We start from the raw sequence: 20,881 nt of genomic DNA on the forward strand, positions 1-20,881 counted from the left end.
TTGTATATCAACTCAATTTTCTAAGTGTAAAGCTAATACGCTTCAAATTATTATTTTATAGTAACAAACTTTTTTAGTTTATAAAAAAAGTAATGATTATAATTTATATATTTATAAAATTACAATCATTACTTAGTAATTAATATTAGATGTATTTCTCTACATACATATATTATATATATTCTTTTATATACCTTTAAATTTATCTACGTTTTTAAGAAATATATCTTTTGGCATAGGCTTTGCATACAAATAACCTTGTGCATAATAACAATCAATACTCATTAAAAATTCTGCCTGTTCTATCCTCTCAACACCCTCACAAATCACCTCTAATCCCAAGTCATTTGCCATCTCAACTACTTTACTAATAATCTTACCTACTTTACCTTTTCCTTCAGAATTATCTAAGAGAGATTTATCTATTTTAAGAATATCTACAGAAACTTGATTTAGAAGATGTAATGAAGAATATCCAGAACCAAAATCGTCAACAGAAATTAAAAAACCAAGCTCCTTAATCTCATTTATCATATCATTTGATATACTATCATTTTCAAATAGACTTTCAGTTATCTCAAGTTCAATTCCACTTTTAGGTATATCATATTTAGCAAGCAAATTTTGTAATCTATTTATATAATCTTTTTTCTGAAAATGTACTCTTGATTGATTTACAGAGATTGAAATGGGTTTAACTCCAGAATCTATCCAAAACCTTGTCAACTTACATACTTCTTCTAACACAAAAAAATCAACCTCTATAATTCCACCACTCTTTTCAAGTATAGGAATAAATTCTCCTGGATTCATAAATCCAAGTTCTTTATGATTCCACCTAACAAGTGCTTCTGCACCAATAATGTTATTTGTTCTCATATCAAACTTAGGTTGATAATAAACCTGAAATTCATTATGTTCTAATGCATAATCTATTCTATCAACAATTTCTTTTTCTTTGTTAAGACTTTCTCTGAGAGATTCATCAAAATATATAATAGATGAATTACTTCTTTTTGCTTTTCTTCTAGCAATTTCAGCATAATCAATAGCTTTTGTAATAACAATGTCTTCATCTTTGATAATATATACTCCAAAGTTTGCCTTTACTTTAATGCCAATCCCCTTAACTTCAAAGTATGAAATACTTTTACTTATATCAATAAGAGTTAATTCCAAATCTTTTTTTAAATCATAAGGTAAAAGTAAAAGAAAATGGTCCGCTTTTACATGAGCTATTAATGCCCTGTCTCCAATAACTCTATTCAAAACTGATGCAATTTCTTTTATAATCATATCTCCAGAATCTCTACCATAATTTTCATTTATGATAGCAAACTTAGATATATCAAAAGCAATTACTGCATAAAATTTTTCTCTATGCTTTTCTAGAACTCGTGGTGCTTGTTCTTCAAATCCATTGTAATTCCAAACTCCATTCTCTATATCTTTAAATGCCAAATTAAAAATATGAGTGGAATGTCTTTTGTTGATTGCAATAACATAAGAAAGTACTGCTATTATAACTAAAAAGAAACAAAAAGAAATTAAAACTGTTTGAACTGGATGCTGATGAATATACTGTGATAAACTAATTTTATAGTCTTGAAAAATTGTATGCTTTGCAATAATTTCTGAATACTCATCTTTATTAAGTGCATTTATTCTCTTATCCAAAATGGAATATAATGTTGGATTTATATTTTTTCCAACACCTAAAGATATATTAGTTTTATAATCATTAACTAGAATTGCTTTTAAATTATTATAATCTTTTTGTATATAGTCTTCAGCAGAATATGTATTTACAAATGCAGCATCTGCATCTCTACTTTTCACTGCATTTATAGCTTTTTCTTCAGATTTATATCTTTGAATGTTGATACCTTTATAGTGTTCTTTGAGATACTCATCATTGAATGTATCGCTCTCAGCAACAGCTATATTATCAAATTTAGTATTTTTGTAATTTTTAGTTATCATGCTATAGTTCAATGTCATATAAGGAGATGTAATCTTAATACCATTCTGCTCTGCCCATCCATAATCCGAATTAAAAAAACATATAACATCTGCCTTCCCCTCTTTTACCATATCAATCGATTCTTTATATGAATTAGCTTTTACATACTCTATACTTAATCCAAGGTCTTTTACAATTAAATTAAATATATCTGGTACAATACCTTTAAGTCTACCTGTATCTAAATATGATAATGGATAGGAGTTTGGCATACTTACTACACGTATATGATTATTTCTTTTTAAGTAATCTCTTTCTTCCCTAGAAAGAATAGATGTATCTTTATTACTAGACTGATAGTACTTACTATATAAATTAAACTTATATGCCGGATTATCCATTTCAATATCTTCTAAAGCTTCATTTACCTCTTGTAACAGTTCATTATTGCCTTTTTTTACAATACAATAAAATGGAGATGGAGAAAATTGCGCAATTACGTTTTCGTTTTTGACTTTTCTCAAACTACTAGTTAATATTGCATCTACTTTTTCACTTTTTAATGCATTTTCCAATTCTTCCTGATTTTTAAAATATTTAGACGTATAATTAAATCCTTTTTCATTTGCAAATTTCTTTAAATGTTCATTTCTACTATTTCCATAAAGTAGTCCAACCTTTATTCCATTAAAATTTTTATAATCATTTGGTGTATACTTTGAGTTTCCGCTTTTTATTGTAAGTCGTGCATAACTACTTCCCATAGGTACTTCTGAAAAATCAAATTTCTCAGCACGTTCTTTTGTATATTGTGCAGAAGTAAGTAAGTCAATCTGTCCATTTTCTAACATAGTTTGACATTCTTCCCATGTACCAGATACATATTCATATGTCCAACCAGTATGCTTTGCAATCTCATGAAGATATTCATATCCATACCCATTTCTATTTCCATTTTTATCATAATCATGATATCCTTCAAAATCAAAAAAACCTACTTTTATAACACGATTTTCTGTCTTTGCAAGTGATTGTATTGGAAAACACATAAATATCATACAATTAATTAAAAATACGATGAAAATCAGTCTCTTAATTGACACAAACTTTAGCCCCCCTCATATAAAATCTTCTCTCAAATTATTTATAATCATTCTAATAATAAATTACTTAGATTTATATCATGCATAAACTTATCATTACACTTAATACTAAAAAAATATATGTTTATCTAAGAATAAATAAACATATATTTTTAGTGGTTACTCTGAGTGTATAAATTTATATAGTCATTATATATTTTTATTTATTATAATTATATAAATATCTTAGCATACCATTGAAAGTTCAACAATACTACACCTTTGATTTTATAAGTTGCAATATTTTATGAATATACTTTGCACTGACAAAACAGGAACTTTGACTCAAGATAAAGTAATCCTAGAATACACTCTTGATATTCATGGAAACTAATACTTTTAACAACAATCGGAATTACAATTGGGACTATTATACCTTATACATCATTTGGAAATGCTATTGGTATGATTTCACTTCCAAATATTTACTTTATAGGGTTGATTTTTACTATCTTATATGGTATTAGTAACTATGTTAAAAAAAATCTTTGTAAAAAAATATGGAGAATTGCTATAATTTAAACCTATTGTATTATAAAAGTTGTCATGTGAAAATATCTTTTATGTTGACTATGATTAAGTATTATGATACCATGATTTAAGCTATAATTAGTAATATATGTATTAAATTAAATAAGAAAAAATCAAAAGTACAATAGTACAATTTAAATATAAATGAATTAGAATTAATATTGAGATTAGGATGTGAACAATTATGGTTTATATAAAATTAGTTAAACTTGTTAGAAAACTTAACTCTACACAAATGTATACGATGAAGCGTTGTGTAGAGGTTAATCTGGAAGCTTAAAGCTTCTATCTTCATCGGCAAATATAGGTTTAGTGTAGCTTTTTAACTATGCTTATTTAAATTTACCTATTTGCCGATAGATATATAGATTTTACGGCCATAGATAGCAATGCTTATCTATGGCCTTTTGTTTTTCCAAAAGCAGAGGTCGGCATTTTATAATGCTATTCCTCTGCTTTTTTTATTTTCATAAAATTTTTATAGTAAAAAAGGAGTTTGAATTATGAGTTTATTAAAAGTAAATAATTTATCACAATGTTTTATGGAGAAATCACTGTACGAAAAAGCTGACTTTGATTTATTCAAAGGCGAACATATAGGTGTGGTTGGCCAAAATGGTGTAGGTAAAAGCACCTTAATTAAAATTTTATTAGGAGAAGTTATCCCTGATACAGGAGAGATTAAGTGGCAACCTAATATTAAAATAGGTCATCTGGACCAATATGCAGATATTAATAGAGATACAACAATATCACTGTATTTGCACACTGCATTTGAAGACCTCTATAAAATAGAAAAAGAAATGAATTTGCTATATCAGGAAAGTGCTATATCTGGAAATGAGCAACAACTTATTAAGGCATCAACTTATCAAGAGCAATTAATAGCAAGTGACTTCTACTCTATAGACAATGAAATAAATAGGGTAGCAAATGGTCTTGGACTAGATTCAATAGGAATGAATCGTATTATTGGGGAACTTAGTGGGGGTCAAAGAGCAAAAGTAATTATGGCAAAATTATTACTTTCTAATTATGAAGTTTTATTATTAGATGAACCAACAAATTTTTTAGACAAAGAACATGTTGAATGGCTTGCGAATTATCTAAATACATTTAGAGGTGCATTTATTGTAGTCTCACATGATTTTGACTTTCTAGAAAAAATCTCCACAGGTATTCTCGATATAGAATTTGGAATGATTAAAAAGTATCATGGAAAGTACTCAGAATTTCTTAAACAAAAATCACACTTAAGGGAGGATTATATTAGAAAATATCAAGCACAACAAAAGAAAATAGAAAAAGAAGAAACATTTATACGTAAAAATAAAGCTGGTGTAAATTCAAAAATTGCAAGAGGAAGACAGAAACAATTGGATAGAATAGAAAGAATAGCTCCTCCTAACTTTACAGGAAAACCGTGTATCCAATTTGCAGAAATTGAAATGTCTGTACAAAACGCACTTACAGTAACTAATCTTGAAGTTGGATACTATTATCCATTACTTCCAAAATTAAATTTTTCTGTTAATACAGGTCAAAAAATAGTTATAACTGGATTCAATGGAATTGGTAAATCCACTTTGCTAAAAACATTGGTTAAAGATATTCCTTGTATTTCTGGAAACTTCATCTTCTCAGAGCAGATAAAAATTGGTTATTATGAACAGGATTTAAAATGGGAAAATCCTACTAAAACACCACTTCAAATAATGGCAGATAAGTATCCAAAATTAAGTACAAAAGAAATCAGACGCTCTTTAGCCAAGTGTGGTGTAAAAGAAGAACATGTTTCAAGAAGTGTTTCCACTCTAAGTGGAGGTGAACAGTCTAAAGTTAAATTATGTTGTATGATGCTATCCCCTTGTAATTTCTTGATTTTAGACGAACCAACTAACCACTTTGATGCAGAAACAAAAGATGCTTTACAAAATGCTTTGAAACAATTTAAAGGAAGTATTATTTTGGTTTCTCACGAAGAAAAGTTTTATAAAGGTTGGATTGACAAGGTATTTAATATAGAAAAACAATTGATATAAATTCCTATACTATTAGGAGATATTATGTTTATTGACAATACTAATTATTAATTATTTTTAATATTTCAGTATCTCTTGTATTTGTTATATTTGAGACTATAAATATTTTACTAAAGTATAAATATATTAATAGGCACTCATAAATGGGTGCCTAAAAAACAACTACTAGAATTCAGTCTAATCAACTCTATTCACAAGCTTATATCCAAGCCCTTTGACTGTTATAAGTATTTTAGGATTTGAAGGATTATCTTCAATCTTTTCTCTTAAATTTATTATATCTTTTTCATCATCAACAAGTAATATTTTCTTATTAAAGTATGTTTCCATAGTAAAATCACTCCTAATAAAGAGTTATTATCTTTTATTTATCAATTCTTTAACTCTGTGTATTCTGCTTAAAGTATATTCAAATAATTAAATAAAATCAAGTATATATCAATTATAAATTAAATTATAGTTAATTGTAATTTTTCTCATATTAATTCAAACAATAAAATAAAAACTGAACAGAATTAGCAAAAATACTATATCCTTTTAGCAATATCAATAAGATTATGTTGTTGATATAATAACCTCATGAATTATATGTGTTATGCTAGCAAATTATATTTAGCATTTTCAACATATTGTTTACATATAGCCCACACTTTCTCTATTGTCTCTTTGTTATTGACATAAGGTGGATAAACCTCTGTGCTTGTAATGCTTTTTATAAATGATATTGAGTTATTAGCCATTTTAACAATCTTTCCTTGGTGATTTATTAGTTTTCCAGTAATACTTGTATAAACATTAGAAGTGCAAATCGAAAAGTAAGCCTCTCCAATAATTTCTGATTTTGGTATAATAATGTTTTGTAAAAATGCAAGTACTTTCCAATACGAATTAAATTTCTTAATTGTTTCTTTACTCATTTTTGTTGCTGGAACCATAATTGCATTTACACTTATATTATAAGGCTTGTATTCTTGTTTCATCATACTTGTAACCATAAGTAAAGCTATTTTGGAATCTCCATAAATTTTATAGGAATTATATTCTTTATCTTCTACAGTTTCACCACTTAAAACTCCAAAATTAATTTTTCTTCTTTCATCAAAAAAATGCTTTATATTTGTACTACATACATTTAGAATTTTAGGATTTTTTGATTTAGCAAGTACATCCAATAATAAATCGGTCATAAAAACTGGCCCAAATAGATTGGTAGCAAATGTTAATTCTATACCATCAATACTTCGTTGAAAGTTTTTTTCTCCATGTTTAAAATGTCCAGCATTATGGATTAAGATATCCAATATATCGTATTTTTTCTTATATGTCTCACAAAAACTACAAATTGATTGCCTCGATGAAATATCCAGTTGAAGCAAATCCACATTAATATTTTTAGTTTTGACTATGATTTCCTGACACACGGGTTCACTAATCTGAATATTACGACATGCCATTATAACTCTATAACCCTCTGATGCAAACTTAAATGCTGCTGCCTTTCCTATCCCTGAATTAGCTCCTGTTATTATTACAGTTCCTTTCATGTTAGCTACCCCCTTTTTCTTGATTCTGACTATTGTTTAGGTACTCATTAATTAGCTTCTTATTTAAATTTTCAAACCATGCTATTTCAAAATTTGTCCTATCAATTCCAAACTGCAAGGTCAATAACTCAAAATCAATTATATCTTTAATATCTCTTTGAATGTTGGAATGTTCAGTATCTTGTAAAAAGTGATTAAACTGTTCTTGATTTTCTTCTATATAGGCAATGTACTGTAATTTTGCAACATCGATGTCTTGTCTTTTGATATTCTCCAACTGCTCTCTTTCCTTTTTGAGGTCAACAATATAAGATTCAATTAATGACAATCTTTTTTGTGTTGGAACAAAGCCCATAAAAAATAATTTGCTTAACTCCATATCCTTTACTTTCCCTGCTACCATAGAGGTCTGTACCCATTCTAAAAAACATGTTTTTCCTTTATCTGTTAGTACATAAAATTTCTTATTGACACTATTTTCAACAAACTCTTCATACACTATCATCTTCTTTTCAAGTAGCTTTTTTATTGCTGCTTGAATACTTCCCATACTGTTGCTACACATAGAAGCAAAATTCATTTCTATAACACTTCTCAGTTCATAAATTGTCAACTTCTTAAGCATAAGTAATCCCAAAATAATTTTATCCATTTTATTTACTCTCCTTTCATATTTCTAATAGTAACATTACTAATAGATAAAATCAAGCACTAGAAAACTAAAGTAACAGCTTCAAAATCACAGTAATAATATTTTGGGAACTTTAGAAAATTAATTTTATATAGACTTTATGATATTAATAAGAAAACAACTATAGTTTTAAAGACAACATGTGGAATATTTTATGATAACTGATTAAATACTTGTATCATTCTGACATATGTGCAAGTCTTAACATTTCATATTATAAGAACAATATTCTGTTTATAATTGACTTTAATTTAAAATTATTATAAGATATAAACAGAACAATATTCTGTTTGTTTAAATAAGGAGGTAAGTTTATGGCAAGAAAACCTATTTTAGAAGGAGGAAAAAGAGAGGAAATACTAGATGCTGCTATTCGATTATTTTTAAAATATGGGTATGAAAGCACTTCTGTTCGAATGATATTAAATGAAGTTAATGGAGAAGTTGGAATGTTTTATCATTATTTTAACTCTAAGCAAGAACTATTTGATAAGTCATTAGAGCATTTTATGAAGAAACAAAGCGAAAACTTTGCACAACTACTAATTCAAAATGAAGACACTTTATCATTTTATGAAATAATTAATAGAATACTAGATTACTATGAACAGAGCATTTCACAATTTCACAAATTAGTTGATAATAAAGTCCATTGGACTATATTGTATGCCTTACATGGTATCACCATAAAGACTATGCTACCTACAATAAAATCTTTTATTGAATTAGTATATTTAAAAACAGAAAATGATAATGTGCTGGATTTGGATTTTTTAACACAATATATATTGAATGGAATAAGTGGCTTGTTACATAGTGAATGTTTCCCAAAATTAAATAAAAGTGAACAACATACAATCATTTCTGAATTTTTAGGTAGAACGTTAAAAGTTCCTACTCTTATATTTACAATGAATACATGATAAAAACACTTTAAGGAGGTTAGATTATGAAAATTTTATTTATAAATTTACCTTTCTCTGGACATATATACCCTACCCTTGGGTTAGTGGAAAAATTAGTGCATAGAGGTAATTCTGTAACATACTTACTAACTGAAGAATGGAAAGATAAAGTCTTAGAAATGGGAGCTGATTTCATTTGTTATGAAGATAGCAAAAAATTTTCTATTCAGATGAAAAATGCCTATCAAATATCTATAAAAGTAGCACATGAATTTGACTTAATTATTTACGAACATCTTTTCTTTTTAGGAAAGCATATAGCAGAAAGATTTAATAAACCTGTTATTAGAGTTATTACATCACCAGCTACTAATGAAATTCTGATGAAAGAATTTATTAACTCTGGCGGAACATTAAGAGTATTTCGTTTCAAATGGGTGTGTCGCAGATGGACTAAAAAAGTATCAAACGGAGTTAAGTTAAAGACTGATTCCTGGTTAAAAGAAATTACTGAAAATCCTCCAGAACTTAATCTTGTATATACTACAAAAAGATTTCAACCATGTGCAGAAGATTTTTCAGAAAAGAAGTTTAAATTCCTTGGTACTTCTATTTACCATCGCAATAAAAAAAATGAGTTTCTATTGCCAGAATTGAAAAATAATTTAGTTTATATTTCTCTAGGTACAATTGTAAATAAAGCAATGTCATTTTATAAAAAATGTATCACTGCGTTTAAAGATGAAAATGTAACTGTTATTATGTCTGTTGGTAATTCGATAAATATATCAGAATTAGGTGAGATACCAAAGAATTTTTATATTTACTCCTTTGTCCCACAACTTGAAATATTAGAAAAAGCAAATGTTTTTATCACTCATGGTGGCTTAAATAGTGTTATGGAATCTCTTTATTTTGGAGTTCCTATGGTGGTTATTCCGTTTATGGCAGATCAACCAACTAATGCCCAGCAAGTTGAACGCTTAAATTTAGGAAAAAAGATTTCGCACAAACACATTACAAGTGATATTCTTAAAAAGTCTACTCTAACTGTTCTTAATGATTCGACCATAACTCAAAGTATATTGCTTATGCAAAAAGAAATTAGAAATGCAGGCGGTAATGAATTTGGTGCTGATTTGATTATTCAGTATATGGATAACAAAATGATAAAATAAAATTAAAATTGTACTGCTATTAAGAAAAGATTTGTAAATGAAGGAATGAATCCAAAAGAAAAAACCCAATAAAAGCCCATAAATAAATGAAAAAGCATTACTTATGGGCTAAATGATATACAGTCAAAAAAGATATATGTTAATTATATTTATTATTGTATTTATATATAGTTATACTTATTCTTATATCTATATATAAAACTAACCGTTAAAAATAAGGTTAAAATCTCAGCAATTGGCACTGCTAACCATATTCCATCTATATTTAAGACACTTGGTAATGTCAACAAACCTATAGTTATAAAAACAAAGGTACGTAAAAAAGATAGTATTGCAGATATCTTTCCATTTGACAATGCTGTAAACATAGATGATGTAAAAATATTGTATCCACAAAAAAGGAAACTAAAAGAAAATATATAGAATCCAGACCTTGTAATCTCATAAACGTTGCTTCCTTTTTGAGAAAAAATCTCTACAATAGTTGATGAACATACCATAGAAAACACAAATACCAGTAATGAGGCCACTGAGATAAATAATATACAAATTTTAAAAATGTATTTTAACTGGATATTATTTCTACTTCCATAATTATAGCTTATTATTGGAGCAACTCCCATTGAAAAACCAATATAAAGTGAGGTTAAAAGAAACTGAGAATAAATAATTATTGTAATAGCTGCAACTCCATCCTCACCAATCAATCTCATCATCATAATATTAAATAAAAAAGTAGTAACTGCTGTTGATAATTGACCCACCATCTCAGAAGAGCCATTAAAACAAATCTCAAATAATACCTTTTTATCTAATTTAGGTATGCAAAATCTAAGTACCCCTTTATTTTTCGAAAAGAAAACTATACCTGCAATAGTTGGGATTAAATATCCTATACCAGTTGCAAGTGCCGCTCCACTAATACCCATTTGTAGTGGTACAATAAACACATAATCTAGAATTATATTAGTGCATCCCGCTCCAAGCACTAACCATAATCCAAATTGAGGTTTACCAGCTGTTACAAATAGACTTTGAAATAATACCTGTAATATATTAGCAGAAGCAAAAATCAAGATAATAAAAAGATACGAACGACAATATTGAATCAAAATATCACTTGCTCCTAGCCATATAATAATATTGTCCATAAATATAAGACCTATACTGGTAATTAATATTCCAATTATAGCTCCAGATAATATAGTCAAAGTAAAAATTTTCTTTGCTCCATCCATATCACCATTCCCCATCTTGCAAGCTACAATAGCACTTCCTCCAGTAGCAAGCATAGTTCCAAGTCCAACAATAATATTAATAATAGGACAGACAATATTAATTGCGGATAAAGCATTTGTATCTACAAATCTAGATACAAATATAGTATCTACAATCGTATATAGTCCCATAAAAATCATCATGAATATAGTAGGAAATGCAAATTTTAATAAAGAAAATAAATTAAATCTCTGCGCAAGTAAATTATCCTTCACATAAATATTATCTTCTTTTTGATTTTTAGAATATAATATATCACTCATTAACATCATTATTCTGTATATTAATTCTATTTAAAATAATACTTAAATTATTATGCATTTACGAACCTCCTCTCTGCATAAAAATTATATCTAATTATTTAAATAGAGTTTTAATATATCTTGCTATTATGACGTCATATACGATAAGGATAATTCCTTAATCTTTAATCTAATTATTTTGAGTCTTTGAGTCAATACTGATGTAAATTTTAGTTTCTATCGTTTAGTATCATATGAAACAGATTTATGAATAAGTACTTCTATAATACTACTAATATCTATTTTCAACTCTTTAGATAATATATGTATTATTACTTCTTCAATGGCTGAGATACTTGCTACAACACAAACTATACTTCCAAGTAAATTTGTATTCATAATGTTATAAAATAAAGGTAAACAAAATAACATAAACCCAGATAATTTATTTCCATATGTATGTAATATAGCAAATGTGTTGTATTTACGAATCACCATAATTATTGATGTAATTCGAATAAGGACAATTATTAATATCCATAATACTATATACTTTGAAACATTTATTACTGGAAGCATAATAATAAACATTGATATTACTAAACATATATCAGCTATACTATCAAGCCTTGAACCAAACTTACTTGTCATATTCATTTTTCTAGCTATATATCCATCAAGAAAATCACTTACTCCACACATAATATAGACCGTAAAAAATAAAGAAGAAAACATATCTATTTTGAGCAAAGCTATTGATAAAATAATTCTAAGTATAGTAATAATATTTGCTATATTTTTCATTCCTTGTCACCTCAAAACTGATAACTTATTAAATACTTGCACTTTTATAATGTTTCATTCCTAGTTTCCAAAATCTCCACATAAATACTGTAAAAACAAATACAATACCAATTGAGTAGATTAACCCTTTTATTTTTAATGTCCCAGACAAAATTTGAGTTGGGATTGTTGACATAATTCCATATGGCAAAATCAAATAAAATAGTAGTTTAAAAATACCTTCATAAATTACACCTGGAATTTTCATATTCATTGGTAGTAAATTACCTTCTAATCTCATTATAGCAGAGGATGATATAACAAAAAATGAAATTGTTCGAAATATAATACACACATCATAAAAAAGCAATGTCATCAATAAAACCATACATATATATGCTATTATCATAATAAAAGTTATTTCTGAATTTAATTCAGATATTCCATATACAACTATAAAGACACTTGCCAAAATTAAAGGTGATGAACCAATATTAATATTCTCAAATGTCAATCTAAACAATGGGTCTATTGGCTTTGTAATATAATAATCTAATTCTCCTTCTTGAATTTTGCGTGGAATATCATAGATTCCAAAACAGAAAATGGTCATATTTATAGCATTTATTAATGAAAAAGTTCCTATAAATATTAGCATATCTCCACGATGCCAACCTCCTATTGAATCTACATGAGAATAAATACCATTAAACATTAACAATTGTAATATAAATAATGAACTATCTACAAAAAATGCTCCAAAGAAATCAAATCTAAACACCATCATTTTTGATAATTTCATTTTTAGTAACATAAATATTATTTTAAAATTTTTTTTCATTATATCCCCACCCCATCAAATAGTATTCTCATCCTTTTATAGACAATTTTATTTAATATAAAAAAGAATAAGACCCATAATGCTATAATAATCAGTCCTTGCACTGCCTCATTACTATTTCTACCTATTAATAACATAGATGGTAAATAGGTTGTGTAATAAAATGGAAAGAACTTCATAATAGTTACTACAACTTCTGGTAAAAGTACAAGTGGTATCATTGTTCCTGTAACAAATTCAGTTATATTATCGATTATCATTCTAAAAAAAACAATCTCTAGAAATTTAAATGATAAAATTCCAATAAAGAAATGAAGCTGAATCATAAAAACAAGCCCTAAGAAAATCATCAAAATTGAAATTAAAATTTGTATTGGATTTGATGTAAAAGCAAAATCTATTTTAAATATAAAAATCCATACAAAAGCAGAAGTTAGATTAAATACTAAGTAAAAAAAGGTCATTCCTAAATTTTTAGCAAAAAAATAATTTTGTGTATCAATCGGAATAATCATGTATTTTGAAAATGTACCCAACTTTACACGATTGCATATCTCCTCACTTGTACTTCTTGACATATCAATACCTGATAAAAATGAACTTATTATATAATAAGACAACATTGAATTAAATGTAAAGCCAGAAACTATGTCATTTTCACCAAAAATTGCCTTCCACAAAATATAAGCAAATAAAATTTTTATAATAGTAAACATCATGTTAACTACTACATCAAACCTCCAAATAAGTTGTACTTTGAAATTAATTTTAGCTATTTCATAGTACTTTCTTATATTTTGTTTAAATTTATAAAACAATGATTGTCTTGAATATGCTTCATTATAGTTGTTCATAATACTCTTCACATCCTTCTTTGTATATTCGTTCTACAACATTCCCTATATCTTCTTCTTCAATTGTTACATCCTCAACATCATACTTATCAAAAATCCATTTAACAGTTTCATTCCCCTTTTCTTTTGGCACAATTACTGATGTTTTATGTTTTGTTTGCTCAATAATCTTACAGTCTTTTGGAAATAAAATTTTGGTTTCATCAGTAAAACTAACTGTTATTTTCTTGTATTTTTGAAAATGGTTAAATAATTCATCTGTAGAGCCATCATATATTTTATGACTATTTTCTATGACAATACTTCGACTACAAAGGCTCTTAATATCTTCCATATAATGAGATGTAAGCATTATTGTAGTACCTTTTTTCTCATTTACTTCTTTCAGAAAATACCTAATTTGTTTTTGTGCCACTGCATCTAGACCTATTGTTGGTTCATCTAAAAATAAAATTTTAGGATTATGAAGAAGTGCTACAATAAGCTCCATTTTCATTCTTTCTCCTAAAGAAAGTGTTCTAACTTGAACATTTAGATAATCAGATACTTCAAACAACTCTATAAAGTAATCCAAATTCTTTTTATACTCTTCATCAGATATATCATATAGTTCTTTAAACAATAGAAATGTATCTGCTGGTGTCAATTCAAAAAATAGCTGACTTTTTTGCCCCATAACAACAGCATATTGTTTTTTAAAATTATTTTCTAACTTATTTGGATAATAACCCATGACAGAAATTTTTCCAGATGATGGCGCAATAATTCCAGTCATCATCTTAACAAGAGTTGTTTTTCCAGCTCCATTTTGACCTATTAATCCGACAAATTCTCCTTCCTCTATTTTTAAATCAAGGGATGATATAGCTGTTTTTTCTGTATATTTTCTATTAAATAAAGATTTTATGCTTCCCATAAGTCCTGGCTCTTTCTCAAATCTTCTATAAGATTTAGTCAGTTCATTAAGTTCAATAATACTCATTTTTATTGCCTCCATATCTTGTATTTTCTACAAAAAAAGTCCACAGGTATTTATATCTGCCTTTTTATGTGGTATACATATTTACCTACACAAAAACAGAAAACTCCTGTGGACTAGAAAATTTAATCTTTTCTATTTCAACATAATTATATTCAAAATAACACTATGTAAAATTAATAAAGGTGTAGCAGATTAAAACCCACTACACCACAATTTAACAAAGTAATATATAATAATATTATTATTTGTTGTCATATGTTAGTTATCTATAAAGGCAGAGCAAGACACAACAATTAAATGTATCAAAAATACACTTAAAAATTCTGATTAAACAGAATACATATGCGTCTCCAACTATTTATTTGTTGGTTACCATTATATATAACTCCGACATTAAGACACTCCTTTACTAATATTATTGTTGATATTCTATCATAAAACTTTTCTATGTTCAAGTATAATTTAAGATACTCATATATTTATCTTATTTATTTACAATTGAAATTTAATTTCATTAATTAGTTTAAGCAAAATTTAAAAATACAGTATTTATATTAGAAATAACACTCCTATACTCCCTTCTTCCAAAGTACACTATTATACAAATCAGATGCAATTTTTTTAATTTTATATTATAATATTGTCACAAGCTTCCAAATAAATAGTACTAACTAAAAGAATTATAAACTAAAAATCTTAAGGGGTTACTCTATGGAAAATAATACAGTACAAGAACAATTATGTGATTTATCAAAAAAAATCTGGCACATTTATACTTTAAATCCAGATGATGATGGCGTACAATTTATCATTTCTTTATTAGATGATAATTTTACATTGTTTGGAACAGGAAAGCATGAATTCTATACATCATTAGAAAACTTCATTATAAATCTTGAAAAAGACCAACAAGAATCAGAAGAAATAAATTTTAAAATTATAGATGAATGGTACTCATGTACTAAAGTTACAAATGAAACTTTTATAGTATATGGAACGCTATGGGTAATAGAAGAAGAGTACTTAGAAAAAGACATATATATAGAAATGGATACTAGATTTACTATGGTATACAAAGTTATAGATGGTAAAATCACACTGCTCCATGTACACCATTCTATTCCAAACTTTGAGCAAGCAAAAGATGAATACTATCCTAAAACAATAACTGAAAAAGCAAAGGAAGCTCTAGCTATGGCTCATGAGTTTAAGTTAAAATCAGAAAAAGACCTTATGACTGGATTATATAATCGTCATTTTTTTGAAGTACATATAAAAGAAATGCTAGAAACTACTTCATGTGGGTATTTTTATATTTTTGATTTAGATAATTTTAAGCAAATAAATGATATATTTGGCCATGTTAGAGGAGATGAAATATTAATACAATTTGCTAATATTTTGACTAAAGTGTTTGCCAATGATGCTATTATTGGAAGGCTTGGAGGAGATGAATTTGCTGTATTTGAATATATCAATCAGTCTAAGGAAGATGTTGAAAATAAGGCAAAAAAAGTTGCAAAGTTATGTTCTGATAGCAATTCTTGCTCTATAGGTATATCAAAACTAGAAAGTAATTTAGATACTTTTCAATCTTTATATAAACAATCTGATTATGCTCTATATTATACAAAACGAAACAACAAAGGAAATTTTAGTTGGTTTTAAGATTAAAGAATTTCAGATGTATAAAATAACCTCCTAACTGGTATGTTATTGCTTTATTCTATCTTTATTTAAACTGATACATCTATATAATTATACATCTATAGTAAGAATCCTATTGGTGATTACAACCACAAACGCCTTTTGTTAGATAAGTAAATGCAACAACTGCTTTTAAGCATTATTTGATGTATTTGTAAATGGATACTAAAAGAACATAAAAAGTATCTAGACACAGAGCCGATAACTGCTACTACTCACAAGTTCATCGGCTCTGTGTCTGTTCCTCTAGCTCTCAGATAACTAAAACTTCAATAAATAAGTAGCTTTTCAATCCATCAACGAATGAATAAATAGGTAAAAATGACTACACTCAGGTTTGAATTATCTTATTTATTTTTTAAATATTTTTGAATTGTTTTATTTATTTTTGCAATGTTTTTGAATTTCTTTTCCTTTTCTGCCAAATAGTTGCCCTTATCTTCTGCAAAGACTGCTTCGGTTTTCAGCCTACGATAAGATTCCCACCTTTTAGGCGAAAGTTTACCCTGCTCAATGGCTGACCAAATAGCACAGCCTGGTTCTGAGGTATGGGTACAGTTGCGGAAACGACATTTTCCGAAATAAACTTCCACATCTGTAAAGCTTTTATCCAGTCCATTTGAAACATCCCACATTCCTAACTCTCGCATACCTGGTGTGTCAATAACTATACCCCCACCTGAGATTAGAAACAACTCCCTTCTAGTCGTGGCATGTCGCCCCTTATCATCATCTATGCGAATTTCCTTTGTATTCAGTCATTCCTCACCCAACAGACAATTAATTAATGAAGACTTTCCGACTCCTGAGGAGCCAAGCAGAGCAACAGTACATCCAGGTTTGATATACTTGAAAATCTGTTGCCATCCATATGGCTCTATAGATGAGGTAACGACTACATCCACACCAAAAGCTACAGAATCAATTACCTGTAGCTTGCGAAGCAAGTTGTCACACAGGTCCGCTTTAGTGAGTATCACTACTGGAATAGCCCCACTTTCCCATGCTAGAGACAGATACCTCTCCAATCGATGAAGATTGAAATCCTTGTTCAATGACATGCACAGAAAAACAATGTCAATGTTAGCTGCAACCACCTGCTCCTCATTTGTCTTTCCAGAAGCCTTACGCACGAACAGGTTTTTTCTGCGGAGCACATGATGAATAATAGCATTACCATTTTTGTCAGTGCAACGATCCAACATAACGAAATCGCCAACAGCTGGAAAGTCAGATGGTATGGTAGCCTCAAAACGTAGTTTTCCTGAAACTTCTGCAAAAAGTTCACCATTTGCACAGATAGCCTGATATATACTCTTTTCCTGTGACACAATTCGTGCAAGGTACAAATCAGGATATTCGACAATCTGAGCAATAAAACTGTCGTCCAGACCATATTCTCTCAAATCAATCTGCTCTGTGCTCTTCATTTTTCTTCCTCCTTCTCCATGATTTCAGTGATTTTTTCCAAAGGGAAAGGTGGCTGTGCTAATGGCTTTAATGCAATCGACATTAATTTCATTGGATTGTCATCTGCTGCCACTCGGTTAGAGCTAAGATGACCACAGCGTGTACAACGATGAATGATTGCCCACTCACCATTTTTTCTTACCCATACTCCAATGGGTTCCATATCACCATCACAATCTGCGGCACGGTCACCAGGAATAATATCCACATGAAGACTGTGTAGGCAATGAGGACAGTGATTTCTATGCTGTGTCCCAGAGCCTTCTGGAATTACAAGGCAACCACACTTTTTGCAAATAAAATTATCTAGACAAGTGTTATCCTGATAATAAGCTCGCTTTCTATTTGTATAATTCATTTTTAAATCCTCCATATCTTGTATTTTCCACAAAAAAATCCACAGGTATTTATATCTGCCTCTTTATGTAGTATACATATTTACCTACACAAAAACAGAAAACTCCTGTGGACTAGAAAATTTAATCTTTTCTATTTCAACATAATTATATTCAAAATAACACTATGTAAAATTAATAACGGTGTAGCAGATTAAAGCCCACTACACCATAATTTAACAAAGTAATATATAATAATATTATTATTTGTTGTCATATGTTAGTTATCTATAAAGGCAGAGTAAGACACAACAATTAAATGTATCAAAAATACACTTAAAAATTCTGATTAAACAGAATACATATGTGTCTCCAACTATTTATTTGTTGGTTACCATTATATATAACTCTGACATAAAGCAAGACACTCCTTTACTAATATTATTGCTGATATTTTACCACAAAATATTTTTATATTCAAGTATAATTTAATGTACTCATATATTTAGGTTTGTCTAATTTCTTTATTCTATAGCATTTAGGGGCTTTTTCAAATCTAATATTCACTCAATATTAATTTTTTATATTAAGTGTTTTTATATTTTTTCTTATGATAATAGATAGAGAGAATAAATATAATTCTATAAATTTGTTATTTTATAACAGTGTCCCAAAAATATAATACAAGTACTACTCATTTTATTCAATCCATTTTCTTCTATTGGAAAATGCCCTGCACCTTCAAGCATAGTAATCCTTTTATCGCCTGTTAATCGGTCAAAAAACAGTTTACTTAATGATATATCTGTCCAACAATCATTTTCAGGATGAACTAATAATACTGGACAATCATTAAAATTTTCTGGCTCTATACTAACAGAAGGGTTCAGCATCCGATATAAAAAAGAGATTGTTACCTTACTTCCAGAAGATTTTTTATCCTTGATAAGAATTTTAGCTAAGTTTTTATTATTTACAATTTTTTTCATATTGCCAACTAGTTTAATTGGTATCTTGAAATTGGGAAATAATTTATTTGCTATAGGTAAGCATTTTTTGCTTACTTTTCCTATGAGTGGTGAAATAGCTGTTTGTTCAATTATTATTGGAATACGTTGGTCTAAAAAGCAAGAAGCCATTAATGCATATATATTTTTACAATTACAGGCCACTTGATATGCTAAAAATCCGCCTGCACTTAGTCCAAATAATGATATTTTTTTACCTTTATCTTGAAAGTAGTTAAGCAAAAAAGTCCCACAATCAACCCATGTATCATAAGTAATTTCCAAAACACTTAAAATTTCTGTATTCCCATAAAGTGGCAAATCAGGGCAAATCACTTCATATCCTGCTTCTACTAAAGGTAGAGAAAGACTTGAAAGCAATCGCCCATTCCCACCAACCCCATGAAATACAATAACAGTACCCTTGTGATTATCAACTTTATAGTGGTCAATATGAATGTTTATTCCTTCCCATTTTATAAAATATTCGTTAGTTAAATTTTTTTCTCTTAACTGATTATTTAAAGGTAAATATGGTTGAACTAATTTCCATTCTGTTTGATTGTAATAATATTGCATATTTTACTATGCTCCTCTCATTTTAATTAATGATATTTTATTTTTAGACAATATTGTTATATTTGTCCAATTAATCCCGTACAAAGTATGCGAAATATTTTAGAAAACTGCAAGTATGCTTCATATGAGTCCTCATACTCAATGAGTATGTATTTCATACAATCTATTAACATATTAATTATCATTTTAGAATAATGAAAATCTTCTATGTTTAAATGCCATTGTAAATGCTTACATAAATCATTAATAATTCTTTCTTTGTAAACTACTAAATTAGTGCTTTCTAACTTAAGAAGAATAATCATATTTTTATTTAGAAAATATTTAAATCCACTTTTTTCTAAAAAGTTGTTTAAATCCTCTAGATATAGTAAAGCTGATTCCTTTGTTAACACTTTATTTTCTTCTAAGCAAATGTGCTTTGATAGATTTTCCTCAACTACATTGATAGTTGGCATTATTATAAATTTCAAAAGTGCTTCCTTATTAGGATAGTAATTATACATATTTCCAATAGATGTATGAGCTTTTTTTGCTATAGTTCTCATAGAAGAATTTTCATAACCTTTTTTTAAAAATTCATTTGTTGCAACTTCTGCAATTTTCTTTTTTATTTCTTCTTTTTTTATCTGCATCTTTAGTAATCCTCCTAGAAATATCATACTTGCAGAGAATAATAATTACAATGTATGTTCATTATTAAAAAACAGAACTTTAATTTTGTTCATTATTGAATTATGAAATAGAAAAAAGGCTCCCTAAAGAGCCTTTCCTGTTTTTATTGTTTAAATCTTAATATAAACGTTG

16 protein-coding genes and 2 pseudogenes are annotated in these 20,881 nt (G+C 27.9%); 4 read left to right on the forward strand and 14 right to left on the reverse strand.

Going from position 1 to position 20,881, the window contains the following annotated elements; all coding sequences use genetic code 11:
• Positions 1 to 186: 186 nt before the first annotated feature.
• The gene (locus tag KGF52_RS12655; protein WP_227840421.1) at positions 187 to 3,066 is read right to left on the reverse strand and encodes an EAL domain-containing protein; all 2,880 of its coding nucleotides are present in this window, start codon (positions 3,064 to 3,066) and stop codon (positions 187 to 189) included.
• A 1,073-nt stretch (positions 3,067 to 4,139) separates the two neighbouring features.
• Here KGF52_RS12655 and KGF52_RS12660 point away from each other — a divergent pair.
• Positions 4,140 to 5,678: an ABC-F family ATP-binding cassette domain-containing protein gene (locus KGF52_RS12660; protein ID WP_227840422.1), complete on the forward strand. Its 1,539-nt coding sequence runs from the start codon at positions 4,140 to 4,142 to the stop codon at positions 5,676 to 5,678.
• A gap of 177 nt (positions 5,679 to 5,855) precedes the next feature.
• Here KGF52_RS12660 and KGF52_RS12665 read toward each other — a convergent pair.
• The 3 genes and pseudogenes from KGF52_RS12665 to KGF52_RS12675 form a co-directional block, all read right to left on the reverse strand.
• Positions 5,856 to 5,957, reverse strand: a pseudogene (locus KGF52_RS12665) (winged helix-turn-helix domain-containing protein); the annotation flags it as partial.
• Between the two features lie 314 nt (positions 5,958 to 6,271).
• On the reverse strand, positions 6,272 to 7,222 hold the full coding sequence (locus KGF52_RS12670; RefSeq protein WP_227840423.1) for an SDR family NAD(P)-dependent oxidoreductase: 951 nt from the start codon (positions 7,220 to 7,222) through the stop codon (positions 6,272 to 6,274).
• A 1-nt stretch (position 7,223) separates the two neighbouring features.
• Positions 7,224 to 7,874, reverse strand: a complete 651-nt coding sequence (locus KGF52_RS12675; protein WP_227840424.1) for a PadR family transcriptional regulator — start codon at positions 7,872 to 7,874, stop codon at positions 7,224 to 7,226.
• A gap of 353 nt (positions 7,875 to 8,227) precedes the next feature.
• Between KGF52_RS12675 and KGF52_RS12680 the strand changes: the two genes are divergently transcribed.
• Both KGF52_RS12680 and KGF52_RS12685 read left to right on the forward strand, forming a co-directional pair.
• Entirely contained in the window at positions 8,228 to 8,836 is a 609-nt protein-coding gene (locus KGF52_RS12680) for a TetR/AcrR family transcriptional regulator (RefSeq protein WP_227840425.1), read from the forward strand.
• A gap of 26 nt (positions 8,837 to 8,862) precedes the next feature.
• Positions 8,863 to 9,996 (forward strand): macrolide family glycosyltransferase, encoded by a 1,134-nt coding sequence (locus KGF52_RS12685; RefSeq protein WP_227840426.1) that lies wholly within the window; start codon positions 8,863 to 8,865, stop codon positions 9,994 to 9,996.
• A 161-nt stretch (positions 9,997 to 10,157) separates the two neighbouring features.
• On the opposite strand, the gene KGF52_RS12690 is transcribed toward KGF52_RS12685, so the two are convergent.
• The 5 genes from KGF52_RS12690 to KGF52_RS12710 form a co-directional block, all read right to left on the reverse strand.
• Positions 10,158 to 11,537, reverse strand: coding sequence for an MATE family efflux transporter (locus KGF52_RS12690; RefSeq protein ID WP_227840427.1), 1,380 nt, complete (start codon positions 11,535 to 11,537; stop codon positions 10,158 to 10,160).
• A 216-nt stretch (positions 11,538 to 11,753) separates the two neighbouring features.
• Positions 11,754 to 12,320, reverse strand: a complete 567-nt coding sequence (locus KGF52_RS12695) for a CDP-alcohol phosphatidyltransferase family protein (RefSeq protein ID WP_227840428.1) — start codon at positions 12,318 to 12,320, stop codon at positions 11,754 to 11,756.
• Positions 12,321 to 12,348: 28 nt separating this feature from the next.
• Positions 12,349 to 13,140 carry an ABC-2 family transporter protein gene (locus KGF52_RS12700; RefSeq protein WP_227840429.1) on the reverse strand — a complete coding sequence of 264 codons (792 nt, stop codon included), beginning with the start codon at positions 13,138 to 13,140 and terminating at the stop codon, positions 12,349 to 12,351.
• Positions 13,140 to 13,994 (reverse strand): ABC-2 family transporter protein, encoded by an 855-nt coding sequence (locus KGF52_RS12705; protein ID WP_227840430.1) that lies wholly within the window; start codon positions 13,992 to 13,994, stop codon positions 13,140 to 13,142. Before KGF52_RS12705 ends, KGF52_RS12700 begins: the two co-directional genes overlap by 1 nt.
• Positions 13,981 to 14,976 carry an ATP-binding cassette domain-containing protein gene (locus KGF52_RS12710; protein ID WP_227840431.1) on the reverse strand — a complete coding sequence of 332 codons (996 nt, stop codon included), beginning with the start codon at positions 14,974 to 14,976 and terminating at the stop codon, positions 13,981 to 13,983. The genes KGF52_RS12705 and KGF52_RS12710 overlap by 14 nt, the downstream gene beginning before the upstream one ends.
• 711 nt (positions 14,977 to 15,687) lie before the next feature.
• On the opposite strand from KGF52_RS12710, the gene KGF52_RS12715 reads away from it, so the two are divergent.
• Positions 15,688 to 16,644 carry a diguanylate cyclase domain-containing protein gene (locus tag KGF52_RS12715; RefSeq protein WP_227830020.1) on the forward strand — a complete coding sequence of 319 codons (957 nt, stop codon included), beginning with the start codon at positions 15,688 to 15,690 and terminating at the stop codon, positions 16,642 to 16,644.
• A gap of 386 nt (positions 16,645 to 17,030) precedes the next feature.
• On the opposite strand, the gene KGF52_RS21660 is transcribed toward KGF52_RS12715, so the two are convergent.
• The 5 genes and pseudogenes from KGF52_RS21660 to KGF52_RS12735 all read right to left on the reverse strand — a co-directional run bounded on the left by KGF52_RS21660 (position 17,031) and on the right by KGF52_RS12735 (position 20,709).
• Positions 17,031 to 17,318 (reverse strand): hypothetical protein, encoded by a 288-nt coding sequence (locus KGF52_RS21660; protein ID WP_413927396.1) that lies wholly within the window; start codon positions 17,316 to 17,318, stop codon positions 17,031 to 17,033.
• 6 nt (positions 17,319 to 17,324) lie between these two features.
• Positions 17,325 to 18,113 (reverse strand): annotated as a pseudogene (gene rsgA / locus KGF52_RS12720) (GTPase RsgA); the annotation flags it as partial.
• The gene (locus KGF52_RS12725; protein ID WP_227840432.1) at positions 18,110 to 18,511 is read right to left on the reverse strand and encodes an RNHCP domain-containing protein; all 402 of its coding nucleotides are present in this window, start codon (positions 18,509 to 18,511) and stop codon (positions 18,110 to 18,112) included. The gene KGF52_RS12725 and the pseudogene rsgA, both read right to left, overlap by 4 nt.
• 618 nt (positions 18,512 to 19,129) lie before the next feature.
• Entirely contained in the window at positions 19,130 to 20,074 is a 945-nt protein-coding gene (locus KGF52_RS12730; RefSeq protein ID WP_227840433.1) for an alpha/beta fold hydrolase, read from the reverse strand.
• A gap of 56 nt (positions 20,075 to 20,130) precedes the next feature.
• Complete coding sequence (locus KGF52_RS12735) at positions 20,131 to 20,709, reverse strand: TetR/AcrR family transcriptional regulator (RefSeq protein ID WP_227840434.1); 579 nt, start codon at positions 20,707 to 20,709, stop codon at positions 20,131 to 20,133.
• Positions 20,710 to 20,881: the final 172 nt, after the last annotated feature.

Source organism: Clostridioides sp. ZZV15-6597, assembly GCF_020657815.1.
GTDB lineage: Bacteria > Bacillota > Clostridia > Peptostreptococcales > Peptostreptococcaceae > Clostridioides.